Source organism: Paraburkholderia phenoliruptrix (assembly GCF_019511605.1).
Taxonomy (GTDB): Bacteria; Pseudomonadota; Gammaproteobacteria; order Burkholderiales; family Burkholderiaceae; genus Paraburkholderia; species Paraburkholderia phenoliruptrix_A.
Map to the genome: position 1 here is coordinate 42338 of NZ_JAEUAV010000024.1, position 16428 is coordinate 58765.

The following is a 16428-nucleotide window of genomic DNA, read 5'->3' on the forward strand; positions in this document are numbered from 1 at the left end:
GACCCGGCGCTTCAGGCTCTTCAGCGTAGCACTTTGCCCGGGTTCATGAGATTCAGCGGATCGAGCGCGCGTTTCACGGCACGCATCATCTGGACTTCGACATCCTGCTTGTAATGCATGGCTTCGTCGATCTTCAGTTGCCCGAGCCCGTGTTCCGCGCTGATGCTGCCGCGATGTCGATGCACGCTGTCATACACGATGCGGTTGATCGGGCTCTGGTATTGCGCGAGAAACGCCTTCGCGTCCACCCCCTCGGGCGCCTGCACGTTGTAGTGCAGGTTGCCGTCGCCGAGATGGCCGAACGTCACCATGCGCGCGCCGGGCGCCGCCTGTGCCACTGCGGCGTCGGTCTCCTCGATGAAGTGGCCGATGCGCGAAATCGGCACCGCAATATCGTGCTTGATGTTCAGGCCCTCCTCGGCCTGCGCGAGCGGAATATGTTCGCGCAGATTCCAGAACGCGCGCGATTGCGCGAGGCTTTCCGCGACCACTGCGTCCTGCACCACGCCGTTTTCCAGCGCCTCTTCCATCAGACGCTCGAAGAGGGCGCGGGCGTGCTCCTCGCTCTCGCTGTCGGACAATTCGAGCAGCACGATCTGCGCGTGCGATTCGGCGAACGGATAGCGCATCTGCTCGAAATGCCGGCCCACCAGTTGCAGGCAGAAATCCGACATCAGTTCGAAGCCGGTGAGTAGCGGCCCGGCGATGCTTTGCGCCAGCGACAGAAATTCGAGCGCTGCATGCGGCGAAGCGAGCGCGGCGAGCGCGGTGACGCGCGCGGCGGGCTGAGGGTGCAGCTTAAGCACAGCCGCCGTGATGATGCCGAGCGTGCCTTCCGCGCCGATGAACAGATCGCGCAGATCGTAGCCGGTGTTGTCCTTGCGCAGCCCGCGCAAGCCGTCCCACAGTTCGCCCTGCGGCGTCACCACTTCGAGGCCGAGGCACAGCTCGCGCGTGTTGCCGTAGCGCAGAACGCCGGTGCCGCCGGCATTGGTCGCGAGATTGCCGCCGATCGTGCAACTGCCTTCGGCAGCGAGGCTAAGCGGAAAGAGACGCCCGGCTTCTTCGGCGCGCTTTTGCACTTCGGCGAGAATCACGCCCGCTTCGACGGTGATCGTGTTGTTGTGCGGATCGATGTCGCGCACCCGGTTGAGCCGCCGCAAGCTGACGACTGCCTGCACCCCGCTCGCGTCCGGCGTGGCGCCGCCGGCAAGCCCGGTGTTGCCGCCTTGCGGCACCAGCGCGACGCGGTGTTCGACGGCGAGCTTGACGAGCGCAGCGACTTCAGCAGGCGTGGCGGGGCACAGCACTGCACAGGCCGCGCCGGTGTAGCGGCGGCGCCAGTCGGTCAGGTAGGGGGCGGTGTCGTGCGCGTCAAGCAGCACATGGGAGGCGCCGATGGCGTCGCGGCAGGCAGCGAGGAAAGCGGTTTGGGTCATGTGAATCGGTTAGCGGGTTCGGGCGGCAATGCGCGCTGGCAAAGTGGAGTGAAAGGTGGACGGAAGGGCGGGTGGAAACTCAGCGGAAAGCTGGTCGGGCGCGTGAATCTCAGACGTCCGCGCTTTCCGGACGTTCGCTGTGGAGCTTTGCCCCGTTTTTCGCGGCGCGCTTAGTTGCTCGCTTTGTTGCGCGCTTCGCTGCGCGCTTGAACGGCGCCACGTAGACGAGCGCGCAGACGAAAAATACGACGGCGAGCGCGGCCTCCAGCCAGCCGAGCCCGGCGCTCAGGCCACGATCGCTCCAGCCGCGCACCACGCCCTCGGTAAAGTACAGCAGGATCAGCATCGACGCCCATTGCAGCGTATAAAGGCGCTGCCGCCACACGCCCGGCAGCGCGAGCAGCAGCGGCACGGCCTTGATCACGAGCGCCGTGCCGCCCGGACGCAGCGGCGCGAGCCACGCCTCCCATGCAACCGACACAACGATCAGCGCGACCAGTGACGCACTCGCGCCGAACGCCGCGAGTCTGTTTGCCGACGGTGGCTTGCTGTTCACGGCCTTTCGCTCATGGCTGCCGCCGTGCGTGCGACGCGTGCTCCGAGCGCAACGGCAAGCGTTTTCTCGTCCGCGGAGATGCCTTGTCCGGCGCTGCCGGCGCGCGCGAAATGCGACGCGCCGTAGGGCGTGCCGCCGGTTTGCGTCATGGTGAGCGCAGTTTCCGTGTACGGAATGCCGACGATCAGCATGCCGTGGTGAAGCAGCGGCAACATCATGGACAGCAGCGTGGATTCCTGGCCGCCATGCAGACTGCCGGTGGATGTGAACACGCAAGCCGGCTTGCCGGCAAGCGCTCCTGAGAGCCATTGCGGTGTCGTGCCGTCGAGAAAGTATTTGAGCGAAGCGGCCATATTCCCGAAGCGGGTAGGCGAGCCGAGCGCCAGACCGGCGCATTCTTCGAGGTCGCGCAGTTCGGCATACGGCGGCCCTTCGGCGGGAATGTCGGGCTGCGTCGCTTCGCTGACGGCCGAGACTGCCGGCACGGTGCGCACGCGCGCCTGCATGCCGGGGACGCTGTCGACGCCGTGCGCGATCGCCAGCGCGAGTTCGCGGGTGGCGCCGTGACGGCTGTAATAGAGCACGAGAATGTCTTTCATAAGCCTCATCGGTGAACGGGTATTATAGGGCTTGGGTCCGCTCCACAGGCTGTTCCCAGCCCTTCATAGCCATTCGGCCAGGCCTCGCGCAAGCTGCGTCCGAGGTTTTGCCGGGCGGTCCCGCAACACGCTTTGACCAAAGCAAGGAGGCAGGTTTGTTGTCCAGGGTGCGTTTCGATCTCGACACGCTCAAGCGGCTCGCGCAATTCGCCGCGAAGCGCAGCAGCGAAGACCGTATTCCCCAGGTGGCCGGCAGCCTCACGTTCACCACGATGCTCGCGCTGGTGCCGCTTGCCACGGTTGCGTTCGCGCTCTTCACCGCGTTTCCGCTGTTCAGTTCGTTCCAGGAGTCGCTGCAGTTTTTCCTCGCCGATCACCTGATGCCCGCGCAACTGAACAGCCAGATCTTCAAGTATCTGAATCAGTTCGCGGCGAAGGCGAAAGGTTTGACGACCATCGGCATGGTGCTGCTGTTTCTCACCGGCGTGATGACGATGATGACGATCGAATCCGCTTTCAACGTGATCTGGCGCGTGCGCAAGGCGCGGCCTGTCGCGCAGCGCATCCTCGTGTACTGGGCGATCATCACGCTCGGTCCGATTTTGATTGGCGTGAGTCTTTCCATCTCCTCGTATCTGTTCACGCAGTCCATGACCTTCAGCGCCGCCCAGCGCATGACGCCGGTGATCGAATGGGCGCTCGCGGGCACTGCCTTGCCGCTCACGGCGCTCGCTTTCACGATTCTCTATGTGTATTTGCCGAACTGCCGCGTGGAATGGCGCGATGCGGTGATCGGCGGCGTGACGGCGGCGATCGCCTTCGAGCTAGCCAAGCGCGGCTTCGGCTACTACGTGCGGCGCATGCCTACGTACACCGCGGTGTACGGTGCGTTTTCGGTAGTGCCGCTGTTCCTGCTGTGGATGTACCTCTGCTGGTTCATCACGCTTGCGGGCGCGATGATTGCCTCGGCGTTGCCGGCCATCCGCATCGGCCAGTTCCATCGCCCGACTTTCGAGGGTAGTAATCTGTTCGATTCGCTCGAACTGCTGGCACGGCTTTGCGAAGCGCGCGACGCCGGCAAGCGCGGTTATACGGTAACCGAACTATCGCGCATGCTTCGCCGCGATATGGACACGACCGTCTATCTGCTGCAAAGGCTGGAACAGGTTGGATGGATCGCACAATTGCAGGAAGACGCCTCGCGGCCGCACTTTCTGCTGCTGGCGAATCCGGCGCAGATCACCGTGCAGCAACTGTACGATCTGTTCGTGATGGATCGTGCCGAACTGGAATATCAGCTTCAGCTCGCGTCCACTCGCGTGGACGGCGCGATGCTGCTCGCCGCGCTGGAGAACGACAGGCTGAAGGTGACGCTCGCGACGCTGCTCACGGCCCGCGCCGCTGCGCGCGCCGCAGCGGCCGAGGAAAACGATCGCGGCACGTCCTCCATGCCGCATCAGGCGGCCTAGCGCGTAGGCGCTGACTACGGCCGCTCGCGCCGCGCGCGCTACAACGAAATTTTGCCCACGCAGATGTCCTTGAACATTACCCAGTCGCCCATCAGGCTGTAGAGCGGATGGCGAAAGGTTGCCGGCCGGTTCTTCTCGAAGAAGAAATGCCCGACCCAGGCGAAGCCGTATCCGCACACGACGGCAGCAGGCAGCCACAGCCAGTCGCCGGTGGCAAGCGCCATCGCGAGGCAGCCAATCACCGCGAGCGAGCCGACGAAATGCAGCCGTCGCGACACCAGGTTGCGATGTTCGCTCAGATAGTACGGATAAAACTCCGCGAAGTTCGCGAAGTGATCGGTATGCGCGGTATGAGCCATGAGGGCCTCCCGGATTGCTGTGCGCGGCGATTGCGCGGGCGTGTGCCACGTTCTGTTTTCGCGGCGCGCCGGTCCTTCGGCATGCCGGGACATCAGCTTGCCGGCGGCGCCCGCAATAAAACGGTTCCGACCCATTGTGCGGCTATCGTGTGCCTCGCGCAACCTGACCATTCGGACGATGGCGCCGACGCTTTGCTGCCGCTATCGTGAACGCATCAACGCTGCAGCAGCAGACGGGGCCAGGCCGGCGGCCGAGCGCTAGCCTCTGATGCGTGCGGGTTGTGAAGCAAAGCCGAAGAGCGCGTCGAGCGTGGCGTCGGGCTGCTCGGCCATCAGCGCATGTCCGGCTTCCAACGTGATCGTATCGACCGGATTGCCTGCGTGGGCGAGCGCATCCGCAAGCGCTTTGGCTGCGCGCGACGGCGTCATCGCGTCGCGGCGGCCCACCACGAGGCGCGTCGCGCAGCGTACATCAGCAGCCCGCGCGAGGCCGTCCGCATAGTTGTTGCAAGCGGTGAAATCAGTGTGAAAGAGATGAGCTTCGCCCTTTGCCGACACGCGTTCCATGAGCCGCTGGTTCATGCCGTGCAGCCAGAAGCCGGGGCCCGGGCATGAAGGTTTCGCCGCGAAGGTGGAGTGCGACCACTGGTTGACCATGCCGATAGCTTGCGGCTCGCTGTGCAGCGCGGCTTGCAACAGGCTGTCGGATACGGCCATCGGCAACGCCGTGGCGAGCAGTGCGAGATGCGTGGTCCGCTGCGGATAGCGGCCGGCAAAGTCGAGCGCGACGAGCGACCCCATGCTATGGCCAATCACGCAAGCGCGCTCGACGTGCGCGGCGTCGAGCAGCGCGGCAAGCCAGTCTGCCAGCGCTTCTATGGTGTGCAGCGCGGGGCCGGCGCTGCGACAGTGTCCTGGCAGATCGACGGCCAGCACCGCGAAGCCGTGGTGCGCGAAGTAACGCGTTTGCAGCGCCCACACGCTGTGGTCGTGCTCCGCACCGTGGATGAAGACAACCGTCGGCAGGCTCGGGTCAAATGGTTTGCCGCCGGTGTAGGCATAGGCGGCCTTGCCTTGAACGGTGAGGATCATGCGGACTCCGGGCGCGGTTGCGAAGCGGCGCTGCCGCCTGCGGACGGTGCGCCGGTCGGCGCCGGATGGTGCGCCGCCTCTCGTGGTGCGTTTGCGGAAGTGTTGGGTGATGCGTTGGACGGGGCGTTGGATGGGGCGTTGGACGATGCGTTCGGCGAGACCTTCTGTGATGCTTTCAGGCCGCGTTTGAGGTCGTCGATGAGATCGTCGGGATCCTCCAGGCCGATGGACAACCGGATCGTGCCTTCCGCGATGCCTGCCGCGGCGAGCGCGGCGGCGTCCATGCGGAAGTGCGTGGTGGAAGCCGGATGGATCACCAGCGAGCGTGCGTCGCCGACATTGGCCAGATGCGAGAACAGCGACAGCGCTTCGATGAAGCGGCGGCCGGCCGCGCGGTCGCCGCGCAGATTGAAGCTGAACACGGCGCCCGCGCCGCGCGGCAGAAGACGTTGGGCGAGCGCGTGATCGGGATGCGTCGGTAGTTCCGGATACGCGACGGCTTCCACCGCCGCATGGCCGGCGAGAAACTCGACGACCCGGCGCGTGTTGGCGACGTGGCGCTCCATCCGCAAAGGCAGGGTTTCGATGCCTTGCAGAAGCTGCCATGCGGCTTGCGGGTGCAGGCAGGCGCCGAAGTCGCGCAAGCCTTCGCGGCGGGCGCGCAGCAGGAACGGCGCCACCGTGCTTTCCTCGCTGAACACCATGCCGTGAAAGCCGGCATAAGGCTCGGTGAATTCGGGAAAGCGTCCGGAGGCGTCGAAGTCGAACGTGCCGCCGTCCACCAGCACGCCGCCGATCGTCGTGCCGTGGCCGCCCAGAAACTTGGTGGCCGAGTGATAGACGAAGTCCGCGCCGTGCTCGAACGGCTTGAGCAGGTACGGCGTGGTGAAGGTGGAGTCGACCAGAAGCGGCACGCGGTGCTCGTGAGCGATCTGCGCGACGGTGGCAATGTCGAGCACGTCGAGGCCGGGATTGCCGAGCGTTTCGCCGAACAGCAGCCGGGTGTTCGGGCGCAGCGCGGCGCGCCATCCGTCGATATCGCCGGGTTTGACGAAGGTCGTTTCGATGCCGAAGCGGCGCAAGGTGTAATGCAGCAGATTGTGCGAGCCGCCGTACAGCGCGCTCGACGCGACGATGTGCGAGCCCGCGCCCATCAGCGTGACGATCGCCAGATGCAAGGCGGCCTGGCCGCTTGCCGTGCCGATCGCGCCCGCGCCGTTTTCGAGCGCCGCGACGCGTTCCTCGAACACGGCAACGGTCGGATTCGAGATGCGGGAGTAGACGTGCCCCGCGCGCTCCATGTTGAAAAGCGCGGCGGCGTGGTCGGCGTCGCGAAACGAGAACGACGTGGTCTGGTAAATCGGCGTGGCGCGCGCGCCGGTGGCGGGGTCGGGTGCGGCGCCGGCGTGCAGCGCAAGCGTGTCGAAACGGTTGGCGGACATGCGGGTCGGCAAGGCCACGGACAGCCTCGCGAAAGGTCAAGGTGGCGGCCATCGTATCACCGGCATCGCACGCATCAAGCGCGGTTTTCCCGATGCGAAGGGTGTGGCGCAAGCCCGTTCGATCGCGGCGCAAGCCCGCCGCGCCTTTATGGGCGGGCCGCTTTCCTTTTATGGGCCTTTCCGCTAGGATCGAAAGTCATTGATGTATTACATGCCTGGCGGGTATTTTGGGAGACAGATTATGCGAGTCAGCGACATTCTTAAAGTCAAAGGCAACACCCTTTTCACGGTTACGCCGGATACCCCGCTGCACGACGCGGTCAACACCATGGCCGAGCACGACATCGGCTCGCTGGTGGTCATGGAGTACGGCGACCTGGTCGGTATGCTGACATTCCGCGAGATTATTCTCACGCTCAAGGAAAATGGCGGAAGCGTGGGCACGTCCACCATTCGCAAGGTCATGGACGATCATCCGCTCACCTGCACGCCCGAAACGGACGTCAACGAAGTACGCCGCATGATGCTCGAGCACCACGTGCGTTATCTACCGGTGCTGGAAAGCCGCACGCTGATGGGCGTGATTTCGTTCTATGACGTGGCGAAGGCGGTGGTCGAAGAGCAGGGTTTCGAAAATCGCATGCTGAAGGCGTACATTCGCGACTGGCCGGAAGAGCAGGGGCAGCAGCCGGCGCGTTGATACGCGGCGGCTGAACCCGCCATTCAGTGAAGGCGTGCGCGAGAGCGCGCGCTTTTTTTGTGTGCGCCGCCATCACACGGCGCGCGGCTTGCGGGGTGCTGCGCAGGCGCCCGCTTTCCGATCCGTCTCTCGCACGACATGAGTCACAGTCCGTTGCCTCCCACACCCCCTACGCGCGCGCTGTCCGCCGCCCGCCGCGCCGCGCGTCGGCACGGCGGCCACGAATCGCAGTTCAAGCTGCTTGGCGAGCGTCGTTTCGCGCCGTTTTTCTGGACCCAGTTCCTCGGCGCGATGAACGACAACGTGTTCAAGATCGGCTTTACGTCGCTCGTGACGTTCCAGGCCGCGCGCTTTTCTGGCGTCGATCCCAAAACCGCTGCGTTCCTTATTTCGGCCATCTTTATTCTTCCTTTCGTGCTGTTGTCGGCCACTTCCGGGCAGATCGCCGACAAATACGACAAGGCGATGCTCACGCGTCTCGTGAAGAGCTTCGAAATTGTCGTGATGCTGATCGGCGGCGCTGGTTTTCTGCTGCACAGCGCGCCGCTGCTGTATCTGTGCACGTTTCTGATGGGCGTGCATTCCACCGTGTTCGGGCCGGTCAAGTACTCGTACCTGCCGCAGCATCTGTCGAACCAGGAACTCGTGGGCGGCAATGGCATGGTCGAGATGGGCACCTTCGTCGCGATTCTGGTGGGCACGATTGTCGGCGGCGCGAGCGCGGGGTTCGTCGAGCACGGCGCGCTGGTGCTCGCTTGCGCGTGCGTCGCGATTGCGCTTGCGGGGCGCATGGTGTCGGCCTTCGTGCCGCTCACGCCGGCGCCGCAGCCGGAGCTGCGCATCAACTGGAATCCGGTCAGCGAAACCTGGCGAAACCTCAAGCTCGCGCGCGAAAACCGCACGGTGTTTCTGAGCCTGCTCGGTATATCGTGGCTGTGGTTCGTGGGCGCGACGTTTCTGTCGTCGTTTTTCAGCTATGCGAAAGACGTGCTGTCCGCCGACCCCGACGTGGTAACCGTGCTGCTGGGCACGTTCTCTGTCGGCATCGGCCTCGGCTCGCTGTTGTGCGAAAAGCTCTCGAAGCGGCGCATCGAAATTGGCCTCGTGCCGCTCGGTTCGATCGGCATGAGCGTGTTCGGCATCGACCTTTTTTTCGCGAGCCACGCGTTGCCGTCTGCGGGACACCTGCTGAGCGTCGGCGAGTTCCTCGCGCGGCCCATGCATTGGCGCGTGCTTGCCGATCTGTTCCTGCTCGCCATGTTCGGCGGCTTCTACAGCGTGCCGCTCTACTCGCTGATCCAGAGCCGCAGCCAGCCGAGCCACCGGGCGCGGATCATCGCCGCAAACAATATTCTGAATTCGCTGTTCATGATTGTTTCGTCGCTCATGGCGATCGGGCTGACGGCGGCGGGCTTCAGCATTCCGGCAATCTTTCTTGTGACCGCGCTGCTCAACATCGTGGTGGCAAGCTACATTTATTCGCTGGTGCCTGAGTTTTTGCTGCGCTTTATCGCATGGGTGCTCGTGCACACGTTCTACCGGATTCGGCTCGTTCATGCCGAGCGGATTCCGGAGGAAGGCGCGGCCGTTCTCGTGTGCAACCACGTGAGCTTCGTCGATGCGGTCGTGATCATGGCCGAAAGCCCGCGGCCGATCCGCTTTGTGATGGACCATCAGATATTCAAAACGCGCTTCGCGGGCTGGGTGTTTCGTCATGCGAAGGCCATTCCTATCGCTCCCGCGCATCAGGACGCGCAGTTGCTCGCACGCGCTTATGAGCGCTGCGCGCAGGCGCTCGCCGAGGGCGAACTGGTGTGCATCTTTCCGGAGGGCAAGCTCACGCGAACCGGCGACATGAATCCGTTCCGTCATGGCGTGATGGAGATCATTCGCCGCACGCCCGCGCCGGTCATTCCCATGGCGTTGCGTGGGTTGTGGGGCAGCGTGTTTTCACGCGCCGACGACGCGCGCTGGCCGCGGCCGGTGCGCAAGGGCGTGATGAGCAGGCTGACACTCGCGGTTGCCGAGCCGATAGAACCGGCGCTCGCCACGCCCGAGTTGCTGCAAAAAATCGTTACGGAATTGCGCGGGGCGCGCAAGTAGGGCGGCCTATTCTGGACCTGTCCGGAGCCTGGCCTGAAGTCATAAGACGGTGCCGGGCGGCGCCTTGGGCGGCGAGGGGCTGGCATAATAGCGCTTTCCCCGCATCCTTTGGACGACGCCCATGTCCGGCAACACCCTCGGTACGCTTTTTACTGTCACGACCTTCGGCGAATCGCACGGCCCGGCTATCGGCTGCGTGATCGACGGCTGCCCGCCGGGCATGGCGCTCGACGAAGCGGACATCCAGTTCGAACTGGACCGCCGCAAGCCCGGCACCTCGCGCCATGTCACGCAGCGTCAGGAAGAAGACAAGGTCGAGATTCTCTCGGGCGTATTCGAAGGCAAGACCACCGGCGCGCCGATTGCGCTTCTGATCCGCAATACGGACCAGCGCAGCAAGGACTACGGCAATATTGCGGACACCTTCCGTCCGGGCCACGCCGACTACACCTACTGGCAAAAATACGGCATTCGTGACTATCGCGGCGGCGGGCGTTCGTCCGCGCGCCTGACTGCGCCGACGGTGGCCGCAGGGGCGGTCGCGAAGAAGTGGCTGCGCGAGAAGTTCGGCACGGAGGTGCGCGGCTACATGGCGGCCCTCGGCGAGATCGACGTGCCGTTCGTCGACTGGGCGCAGGTGCGCGAGAACCCGTTTTTCGTGCCGAATGCGGACATCGTGCCGCAGCTCGAAGCTTATATGGACGCGCTGCGCAAGGACGGCGACTCGATCGGCGCGCGCATCAACGTGGTGGCTTCGGGCGTGCCCGTGGGTCTTGGCGAGCCGCTGTTCGACCGGCTCGACGCAGACATCGCCCACGCGATGATGGGCATCAACGCGGTGAAGGGCGTGGAGATCGGTGCGGGTTTTGCCAGCGTCGCGCAGCGGGGCTCCGTGCATGGCGACGAACTGACGCCGGAGGGTTTCGTCGGCAATCACGCGGGCGGGGTGCTGGGCGGCATTTCGACCGGTCAGGACATTACCGTGTCCATCGCGATCAAGCCGACTTCGAGCATCCGCACGCCGCGCCGCTCGATCGACAAGGCGGGGCAACCCGTCGTTGTGGAAACGTTCGGCCGGCACGACCCGTGTGTCGGCATTCGCGCCACGCCGATCGCGGAGGCCATGCTCGCACTGGTGCTGATCGATCACGCGCTGCGCCACCGCGCGCAATGCGGCGACGTGTCGGTAAGCACACCGAAGATCGCGGCCAGCGCGCCGTAACCAGAGGCCACTGGCCGTCTGAATCGCACTGCGCGAGCGGCGTTTTCGCATGAGTCAACTTCTTCTCGAGCCGGCAGACGCTGTTCTGCCGGCGTTGCGCGCCCGCGCATCGGCACCGCACGCCACCGCGCAAGACTATCTCGCATTAGGCGAGGCGCTGTTGCAACACGCCGGCCCAGACAAGGCGTTGCGACGCGAAGCGCTCGTGGCGTTCGTGCGGGCCTACCGGGCCGATCCCGCCTGTCACCCGGCGCTGCTGCATACGATTGCACAAACCGCGTTCGTCGCGCGCGAGTGGGCGCTGGTCGAGGAGGCCACCGCGTTGCTGCTCGCGCTAAATGCCACGGACGCAAACGCGTTGGTCTGGCGTGCAGCCGCGGTGCAGCATCGCGACGACTTCGCTACCGCGGAGCAGTTGTTGCGCGACGCGGTGCGTGTGGTGCCGGGTAATCCGGTGGCGCTTCACAAGCTTGCGTTGTGCCTGAAGGAGCAAGGGCGCTTGGCGCAGGCCGAGGCGTTGCTGCGCGAGGTGCTCGTGTTGTCGCCGGATAATGCGCATGCGCTGTTCGACCTCTCCGAGCTTGAGATTCGCAGCGGACGTTTCGCCGAGGGCTGGGCGCGCTACGAGGCGCGTATGGCGTTTGCCGGCGGCGAGCTGAACAACGCGCAGAGCGCGCTCGCCGCGATTAGCGCTCCGTGGCAAGGCCAGTCGCTGGCGGGCAAGACGCTCGTCGTGTACGGCGAGCAAGGCAATGGCGATTGCCTGTGGGCGGTGCGCTTTCTGCCGTTGCTCGCAGAGCGCGCCCGGCGCGAGGGCGGCACGGTGATCTTCGGTCACGACGGACCATTGCGAGCGCTGTTCGAACGGACACTGCCCGCGGACCTGCGGCTCGAAACCAGCCTCGAAACGCAGCCTGACTTTCATTGCGGGCTGATGAGCCTGCCGCTGCGCCTCGGCATCGTCGACCCGCATGGCTGGGGGGCGCCTTATCTGAGGGCGGACCCCACGCATGTGCAGATCTGGCAGCGGCGTGTGCAGGAATGCGTCGGCGCAATGCCCGGCAAGCGCAGCGTGGGCCTTGTGTGGAACGGCAATCCCGACCATATTCGCGACACGCGGCGCTCGGTGCCGGCCGAGCAACTCGAGCCCTTACTGGACGTGCCTCGCGTGACGTATTTCGCGCTTTCGCCGGGGCGCGGCGAGACTGTCGCGCAGTGGCGAGCGAAGGGGCTCGACGTGGTCGACCTCACTCACCACTTTCAATCTGGCTTCGACGATGTCGCCGCATTGCTCGCGAATCTCGATCTGACGGTCACGATAGACAGCGGGCCGGCCCATCTTGCGGGCGCTCTCGGCGTGCCGACCTGTTTGATGATCGACCACGTGTCGGCATGGTTCTGGGGCAGCGAGGCGGCGGTTACGCCTTGGTACGATTCGATCGAACTGCTCAGGCAACCCGCAGTGGGCGCATGGGCGCCGGTGGTGGCGCGGGTACGCGCGCGCATCGAACGGCTGACGCGCGGCTGAGGTTGCGTTCACGGCGTTCGCGGCGCGTTCGCAGCGTTCACCGCGTTCACCGCGTTCGCAGCGTTCACCGCGTTCGCGGCGTTCAGGGTGTTCAGGATGTTCGCAAGGCGGGCACGCCCGGCGTGCGCCGCGAAGCGGGACATCACATGTTCGGATAGTTCGGCCCGCCGCCGCCTTCGGGCGTAACCCATACGATGTTCTGCGTCGGGTCCTTGATGTCGCAGGTCTTGCAATGCACGCAATTCTGCGCGTTGATCACGAGCCGCTCGCCGCCGTCGTCGTTCTTCACGAACTCGTACACCGCAGCCGGGCAGTAACGCGATTCCGGACCGGCATAGGTCTGCCAGTTCACGTTCACCGGCACCGTCGGATCCTTTAGCGTCAGATGCGCGGGCTGGTTTTCTTCGTGATTCGTGCTCGAGATGAACACCGAAGACAAGCGGTCGAACGTGAGCTTGCCATCGGGCTTCGGATACACGATCGGCTTGCACTGCGACGCAGGCTTGAGCATCTCGTGATCCCAATGCTGGTGATGCAGCGTCCACGGCACATTGCCGCCCAACAGCTTCTGCTCGATGCCCACCATGAGTGTGCCGAGGTACAGGCCCTTGCTCATCCACTGCTTGAAATTACGGGCCTTGTAGAGCTCCGTGTGCAGCCACGAGGTCTTGAAGCTTTCCGGGTACGCCGTGAGTTCGTCGCTCGTGCGGCCGGCCTGGACGGCTTCGAAGGCGGCTTCGGCGGCCAGCATGCCGGTCTTGATTGCAGCGTGTGAGCCCTTGATGCGCGACGCGTTCAGAAAGCCCGCGTCGTCGCCGACGAGCGCTCCGCCGGGAAATACCAGCTTCGGCAGCGACATCAGTCCGCCCGCGGTGATCGCGCGCGCGCCGTACGACACGCGTTTGCCGCCTTCAAGGAATTGGCGGATGGCCGGATGCGTCTTGTAGCGCTGGAATTCCTCGAACGGCGACAGGTACGGATTCGAATAGCCGAGACCCACCACGAAACCCACCACCACCTGGTTGTTGTCCATGTGATAGAGGAACGAGCCGCCGTAGGTATCGGTCTCGAGCGGCCAGCCGGCCGTGTGCATGACGAGCCCCGGCTTGTGCCTCGCCGGGTCGATCTCCCACAGCTCCTTGATGCCGATGCCGTAGACCTGCGGATCCACGCCGTCGCGCAGACTGAACTTGTCGTTCAGTTGCCGGCCGAGATGCCCACGCGCGCCTTCGCAGAAAAGCGTGTACTTCGCGTGCAGTTCCATGCCGAGCTGGAAGTTTTCGGTGGGCTGGCCGTCCTTGCCGATGCCGAGGTTGCCGGTCGCAACGCCCTTGACCGAGCCGTCGTCGTTATAAAGAATTTCAGCAGCGGGGAATCCCGGGAAGATTTCGACGCCCAGCGCCTCGGCCTGCTGACCCAGCCAGCGCGTGACGTTCGCGAGGCTGATCACATAGTTGCCGTGGTTCTTGAAGTTGTCCGGCAGCGCCCAGTTCGGCACCGACTTCACGCCGTTTTCCGACAGGAAGAGAAAGCGGTCTTCGGTTACTTCCACGTCCAGAGGCGCGCCTTTTTCCTTCCAGTCGGGAATCAGTTCGGTGATGGCGCGCGGGTCCATGACCGCGCCGGAGAGGATGTGCGCCCCGATTTCCGAGCCTTTTTCCAGCACGCAGACGCCAAGCTCGACCCCCTTGTCGGCCGCCAACTGCTTCAGGCGGATTGCGGCAGCGAGACCAGCCGGGCCGCCGCCGACGATCACGACGTCGTATTCCATCGACTCGCGCGGGCCATACTGCTCGATCAGACTTGCGGGGGTCATTGATGCTCCTCTTACCGTTAGAATGCTTTTTTCGGGATCGTATTGTGGGCGATGGATTCCTGCACCGCAACCGGATCAGCAGAGATTAGCACGATCGTTCTATTTCTGTGATACGGTATTGACCCGAGCTTAACGCTCGGCCGCAACTGGCAACCGCATCCGTAACTACCACCGAACAAGGAACGACAATGGGCCGTTCGATCAATCTGGAAGGCAAGGTCGCGCTGATAACCGGCGCCTCGAGCGGGTTGGGCAAGCGCTTTGCACAAGTGCTGTCGCAGGCAGGCGCCAAGGTCGTGCTCGCGAGCCGGCGCACCGAGCGGCTCAAGGAACTGCGCGCCGAGATCGAGGCGTCGGGCGGCGCGGCGCACGTCGTCTCGCTCGACGTGACCGACTATCAAAGCATCAAGGCCGCCGTCGCGCACGCGGAGACGGAGGCGGGCACCATCGACATTCTGGTGAACAACTCGGGCGTGTCCACCACGCAGAAGCTCTCGGAGGTCACGCCGGCCGACTTCGAATATGTGTTCGACACGAATACGCGCGGCGCATTCTTCGTCGCGCAGGAAGTGGCCAAGCGCATGATCATGCGCGGCAACAATGCGCAAAAGCCGTCCTACCGCATCATCAATATTGCGTCCATGGCGGGGCTGCGGGTGCTGCCGCAAATCGGCCTGTATTCGATGAGCAAGGCGGCCGTGGTGCACATGACCAAGGCGATGGCGCTCGAATGGGGCAAGCACGGCATCAACGTAAATGCGATCTGTCCGGGCTATATCGACACGGAGATCAACCATCACCACTGGTCGACCGAGCAGGGGCAAAAGCTCGTGTCGATGCTGCCGCGTCATCGCGTGGGCAAGCCGGACGACCTGGACGGGCTTCTGTTGCTGCTCGCGGCGGACGAATCGCAGTTCATCAACGGCTCGGTGATCGCCGCCGACGACGGCTTCGGCCTCGCGTAAGCCTTCGCGCCTGGCCTCTTTGCCTCCTTGCCACTGTACGAAGGCCGAGGCGGGCTTCAATCACAGAAATAGCAGGAAAAGTAGAAGCACAATGAGCGATTTTCACGCAGTTTTTGAGATGTCCATGCCGATCCGCTGGGGCGACATGGACGCGTTCGGCCATGTGAACAACACGGTCTATTTCCGCTACATGGAGCAGGTACGCATTTCCTGGTTCGAGCAGCTCGGTTTGGCCGGCAGCAACGCGGACGGCCAAGGACCGGTGATCGTCAATGCCTCGATGGAATTTCTCAAGCAACTGCATTATCCCGGCGACGTGATCGGCCGCATGAGCGTCGCGACGCCTGGCCGCAGCAGCTTCGACACAGGCTTCGAGCTGGTGCGCGCGGACGATCCAAACACCGTTTATGCGCGCGGCGCCGCCCGTTGCGTGTGGATCGACTACGCGGCCGGCAAGTCGGTGCCGGTGCCCGAGCTGCTGCGCGCGACCATCGAGCGAGCCGCTCTCGTGAAAACGGCCGAACCGGCCGCGTAAATTCGCGAACTGCGGCGGCCGCGCTCAGTGGCCGAGCAGACGTTGCAGCAGCTCGGTCGCATTCCCGGTATCGTATTTGCGCATCAGCCGGGCGCGGTACACGTCTACCGTTCGCGGGCTGATGTCGAGCACCCGTCCAATCTGCTTGCTGGTTTTTCCCGTCACCAGTTGCGCGGCGATTTCACGCTCGCGAGGCGTGAGTTCCACGGCCACGCGCCGCGTCGCGCTCAAATCTTCAAAAGTCCAGACTCCCGCCGCATGCGGGTCGGTGCGCCGCTGCGCGCGGCCCGTCACGTGGCACCAGAACAGTTCGCCGTTGGCGCGCTTCATGATGCGGTCGTCGGCGTAACTGCCTTGCGCGGTCATGATAGGCGGAATGCGTGCGCCGATCCGCTCGAATTCGTCCGCAGACGGGTAAAGTATCTGGAACGACTGGCCGAGCAGCGCCTCGCGCGGGCAGCCGAAAATCGACGCAAGCTCGTCATTGCAATCTTCGATAATGCGTTCGCGCGACAGCACGAGCCCGATCGGCGCGAGATGAAATGCGGTTTGGTAATCCAGTGCGGGCATGGGCTGGCGGCAAGTACTTATGTATTTTTGCGT

The 16428-nt window shown here is 64.3% G+C and carries 16 protein-coding genes; 8 read left to right on the top strand and 8 right to left on the bottom strand.

Annotated elements, in window-relative coordinates; all coding sequences use genetic code 11:
• Positions 1–20 precede the first annotated feature (20 nt).
• The 3 genes from JNB89_RS24405 to wrbA all read right to left on the bottom strand — a co-directional run bounded on the left by JNB89_RS24405 (position 21) and on the right by wrbA (position 2594).
• Positions 21–1439, bottom strand: coding sequence for an FAD-binding oxidoreductase (locus tag JNB89_RS24405; protein WP_220363910.1), 1419 nt, complete (start codon positions 1437–1439; stop codon positions 21–23).
• A 109-nt stretch (positions 1440–1548) separates the two neighbouring features.
• Positions 1549–1995, bottom strand: a complete 447-nt coding sequence (locus JNB89_RS24410) for a DUF2069 domain-containing protein (RefSeq protein WP_220363911.1) — start codon at positions 1993–1995, stop codon at positions 1549–1551.
• Entirely contained in the window at positions 1992–2594 is a 603-nt protein-coding gene (gene wrbA, locus JNB89_RS24415) for an NAD(P)H:quinone oxidoreductase (protein WP_220363912.1), read from the bottom strand. The genes JNB89_RS24410 and wrbA overlap by 4 nt, the downstream gene beginning before the upstream one ends.
• Before the next feature lie 155 nt (positions 2595–2749).
• Between wrbA and JNB89_RS24420 the strand changes: the two genes are divergently transcribed.
• Positions 2750–4063 (top strand): YihY family inner membrane protein, encoded by a 1314-nt coding sequence (locus tag JNB89_RS24420; protein ID WP_083788053.1) that lies wholly within the window; start codon positions 2750–2752, stop codon positions 4061–4063.
• Between the two features lie 38 nt (positions 4064–4101).
• On the opposite strand, the gene JNB89_RS24425 is transcribed toward JNB89_RS24420, so the two are convergent.
• The 3 genes from JNB89_RS24425 to JNB89_RS24435 form a co-directional block, all read right to left on the bottom strand.
• A complete protein-coding gene (locus JNB89_RS24425; protein WP_013339942.1) occupies positions 4102–4422 on the bottom strand; it encodes an Mpo1-like protein in 321 nt (106 codons plus the stop codon).
• A gap of 258 nt (positions 4423–4680) precedes the next feature.
• Complete coding sequence (locus tag JNB89_RS24430) at positions 4681–5514, bottom strand: alpha/beta fold hydrolase (RefSeq protein ID WP_220363913.1); 834 nt, start codon at positions 5512–5514, stop codon at positions 4681–4683.
• The gene (locus tag JNB89_RS24435; protein WP_220363914.1) at positions 5511–6956 is read right to left on the bottom strand and encodes an O-acetylhomoserine aminocarboxypropyltransferase; all 1446 of its coding nucleotides are present in this window, start codon (positions 6954–6956) and stop codon (positions 5511–5513) included. Before JNB89_RS24435 ends, JNB89_RS24430 begins: the two co-directional genes overlap by 4 nt.
• Between JNB89_RS24435 and JNB89_RS24440 the strand changes: the two genes are divergently transcribed.
• From JNB89_RS24440 to JNB89_RS24460, 5 genes are all read left to right on the top strand, one after another.
• Positions 6955–7143: a hypothetical protein gene (locus tag JNB89_RS24440; RefSeq protein ID WP_220363915.1), complete on the top strand. Its 189-nt coding sequence runs from the start codon at positions 6955–6957 to the stop codon at positions 7141–7143. The genes JNB89_RS24435 and JNB89_RS24440 overlap by 2 nt on opposite strands.
• Before the next feature lie 54 nt (positions 7144–7197).
• Entirely contained in the window at positions 7198–7656 is a 459-nt protein-coding gene (locus tag JNB89_RS24445) for a CBS domain-containing protein (protein WP_013339939.1), read from the top strand.
• A gap of 138 nt (positions 7657–7794) precedes the next feature.
• Positions 7795–9759 carry an MFS transporter gene (locus JNB89_RS24450; RefSeq protein ID WP_013339938.1) on the top strand — a complete coding sequence of 655 codons (1965 nt, stop codon included), beginning with the start codon at positions 7795–7797 and terminating at the stop codon, positions 9757–9759.
• A 121-nt stretch (positions 9760–9880) separates the two neighbouring features.
• Entirely contained in the window at positions 9881–10981 is a 1101-nt protein-coding gene (gene aroC / locus JNB89_RS24455; protein WP_013339937.1) for a chorismate synthase, read from the top strand.
• Positions 10982–11030: 49 nt separating this feature from the next.
• Positions 11031–12509 carry a tetratricopeptide repeat protein gene (locus tag JNB89_RS24460; RefSeq protein ID WP_220363916.1) on the top strand — a complete coding sequence of 493 codons (1479 nt, stop codon included), beginning with the start codon at positions 11031–11033 and terminating at the stop codon, positions 12507–12509.
• 142 nt (positions 12510–12651) lie between these two features.
• On the opposite strand, the gene JNB89_RS24465 is transcribed toward JNB89_RS24460, so the two are convergent.
• On the bottom strand, positions 12652–14325 hold the full coding sequence (locus JNB89_RS24465) for an electron transfer flavoprotein-ubiquinone oxidoreductase (RefSeq protein WP_220363917.1): 1674 nt from the start codon (positions 14323–14325) through the stop codon (positions 12652–12654).
• Between the two features lie 188 nt (positions 14326–14513).
• Here JNB89_RS24465 and JNB89_RS24470 point away from each other — a divergent pair, with 188 nt between their 5' ends.
• Complete coding sequence (locus tag JNB89_RS24470; protein ID WP_013339934.1) at positions 14514–15290, top strand: SDR family oxidoreductase; 777 nt, start codon at positions 14514–14516, stop codon at positions 15288–15290.
• 91 nt (positions 15291–15381) lie between these two features.
• Positions 15382–15825 (top strand): acyl-CoA thioesterase, encoded by a 444-nt coding sequence (locus tag JNB89_RS24475; protein ID WP_220363918.1) that lies wholly within the window; start codon positions 15382–15384, stop codon positions 15823–15825.
• A 24-nt stretch (positions 15826–15849) separates the two neighbouring features.
• Here JNB89_RS24475 and JNB89_RS24480 read toward each other — a convergent pair whose 3' ends face one another.
• A complete protein-coding gene (locus JNB89_RS24480; RefSeq protein ID WP_013339932.1) occupies positions 15850–16395 on the bottom strand; it encodes a LuxR C-terminal-related transcriptional regulator in 546 nt (181 codons plus the stop codon).
• Positions 16396–16428 lie beyond the last annotated feature (33 nt).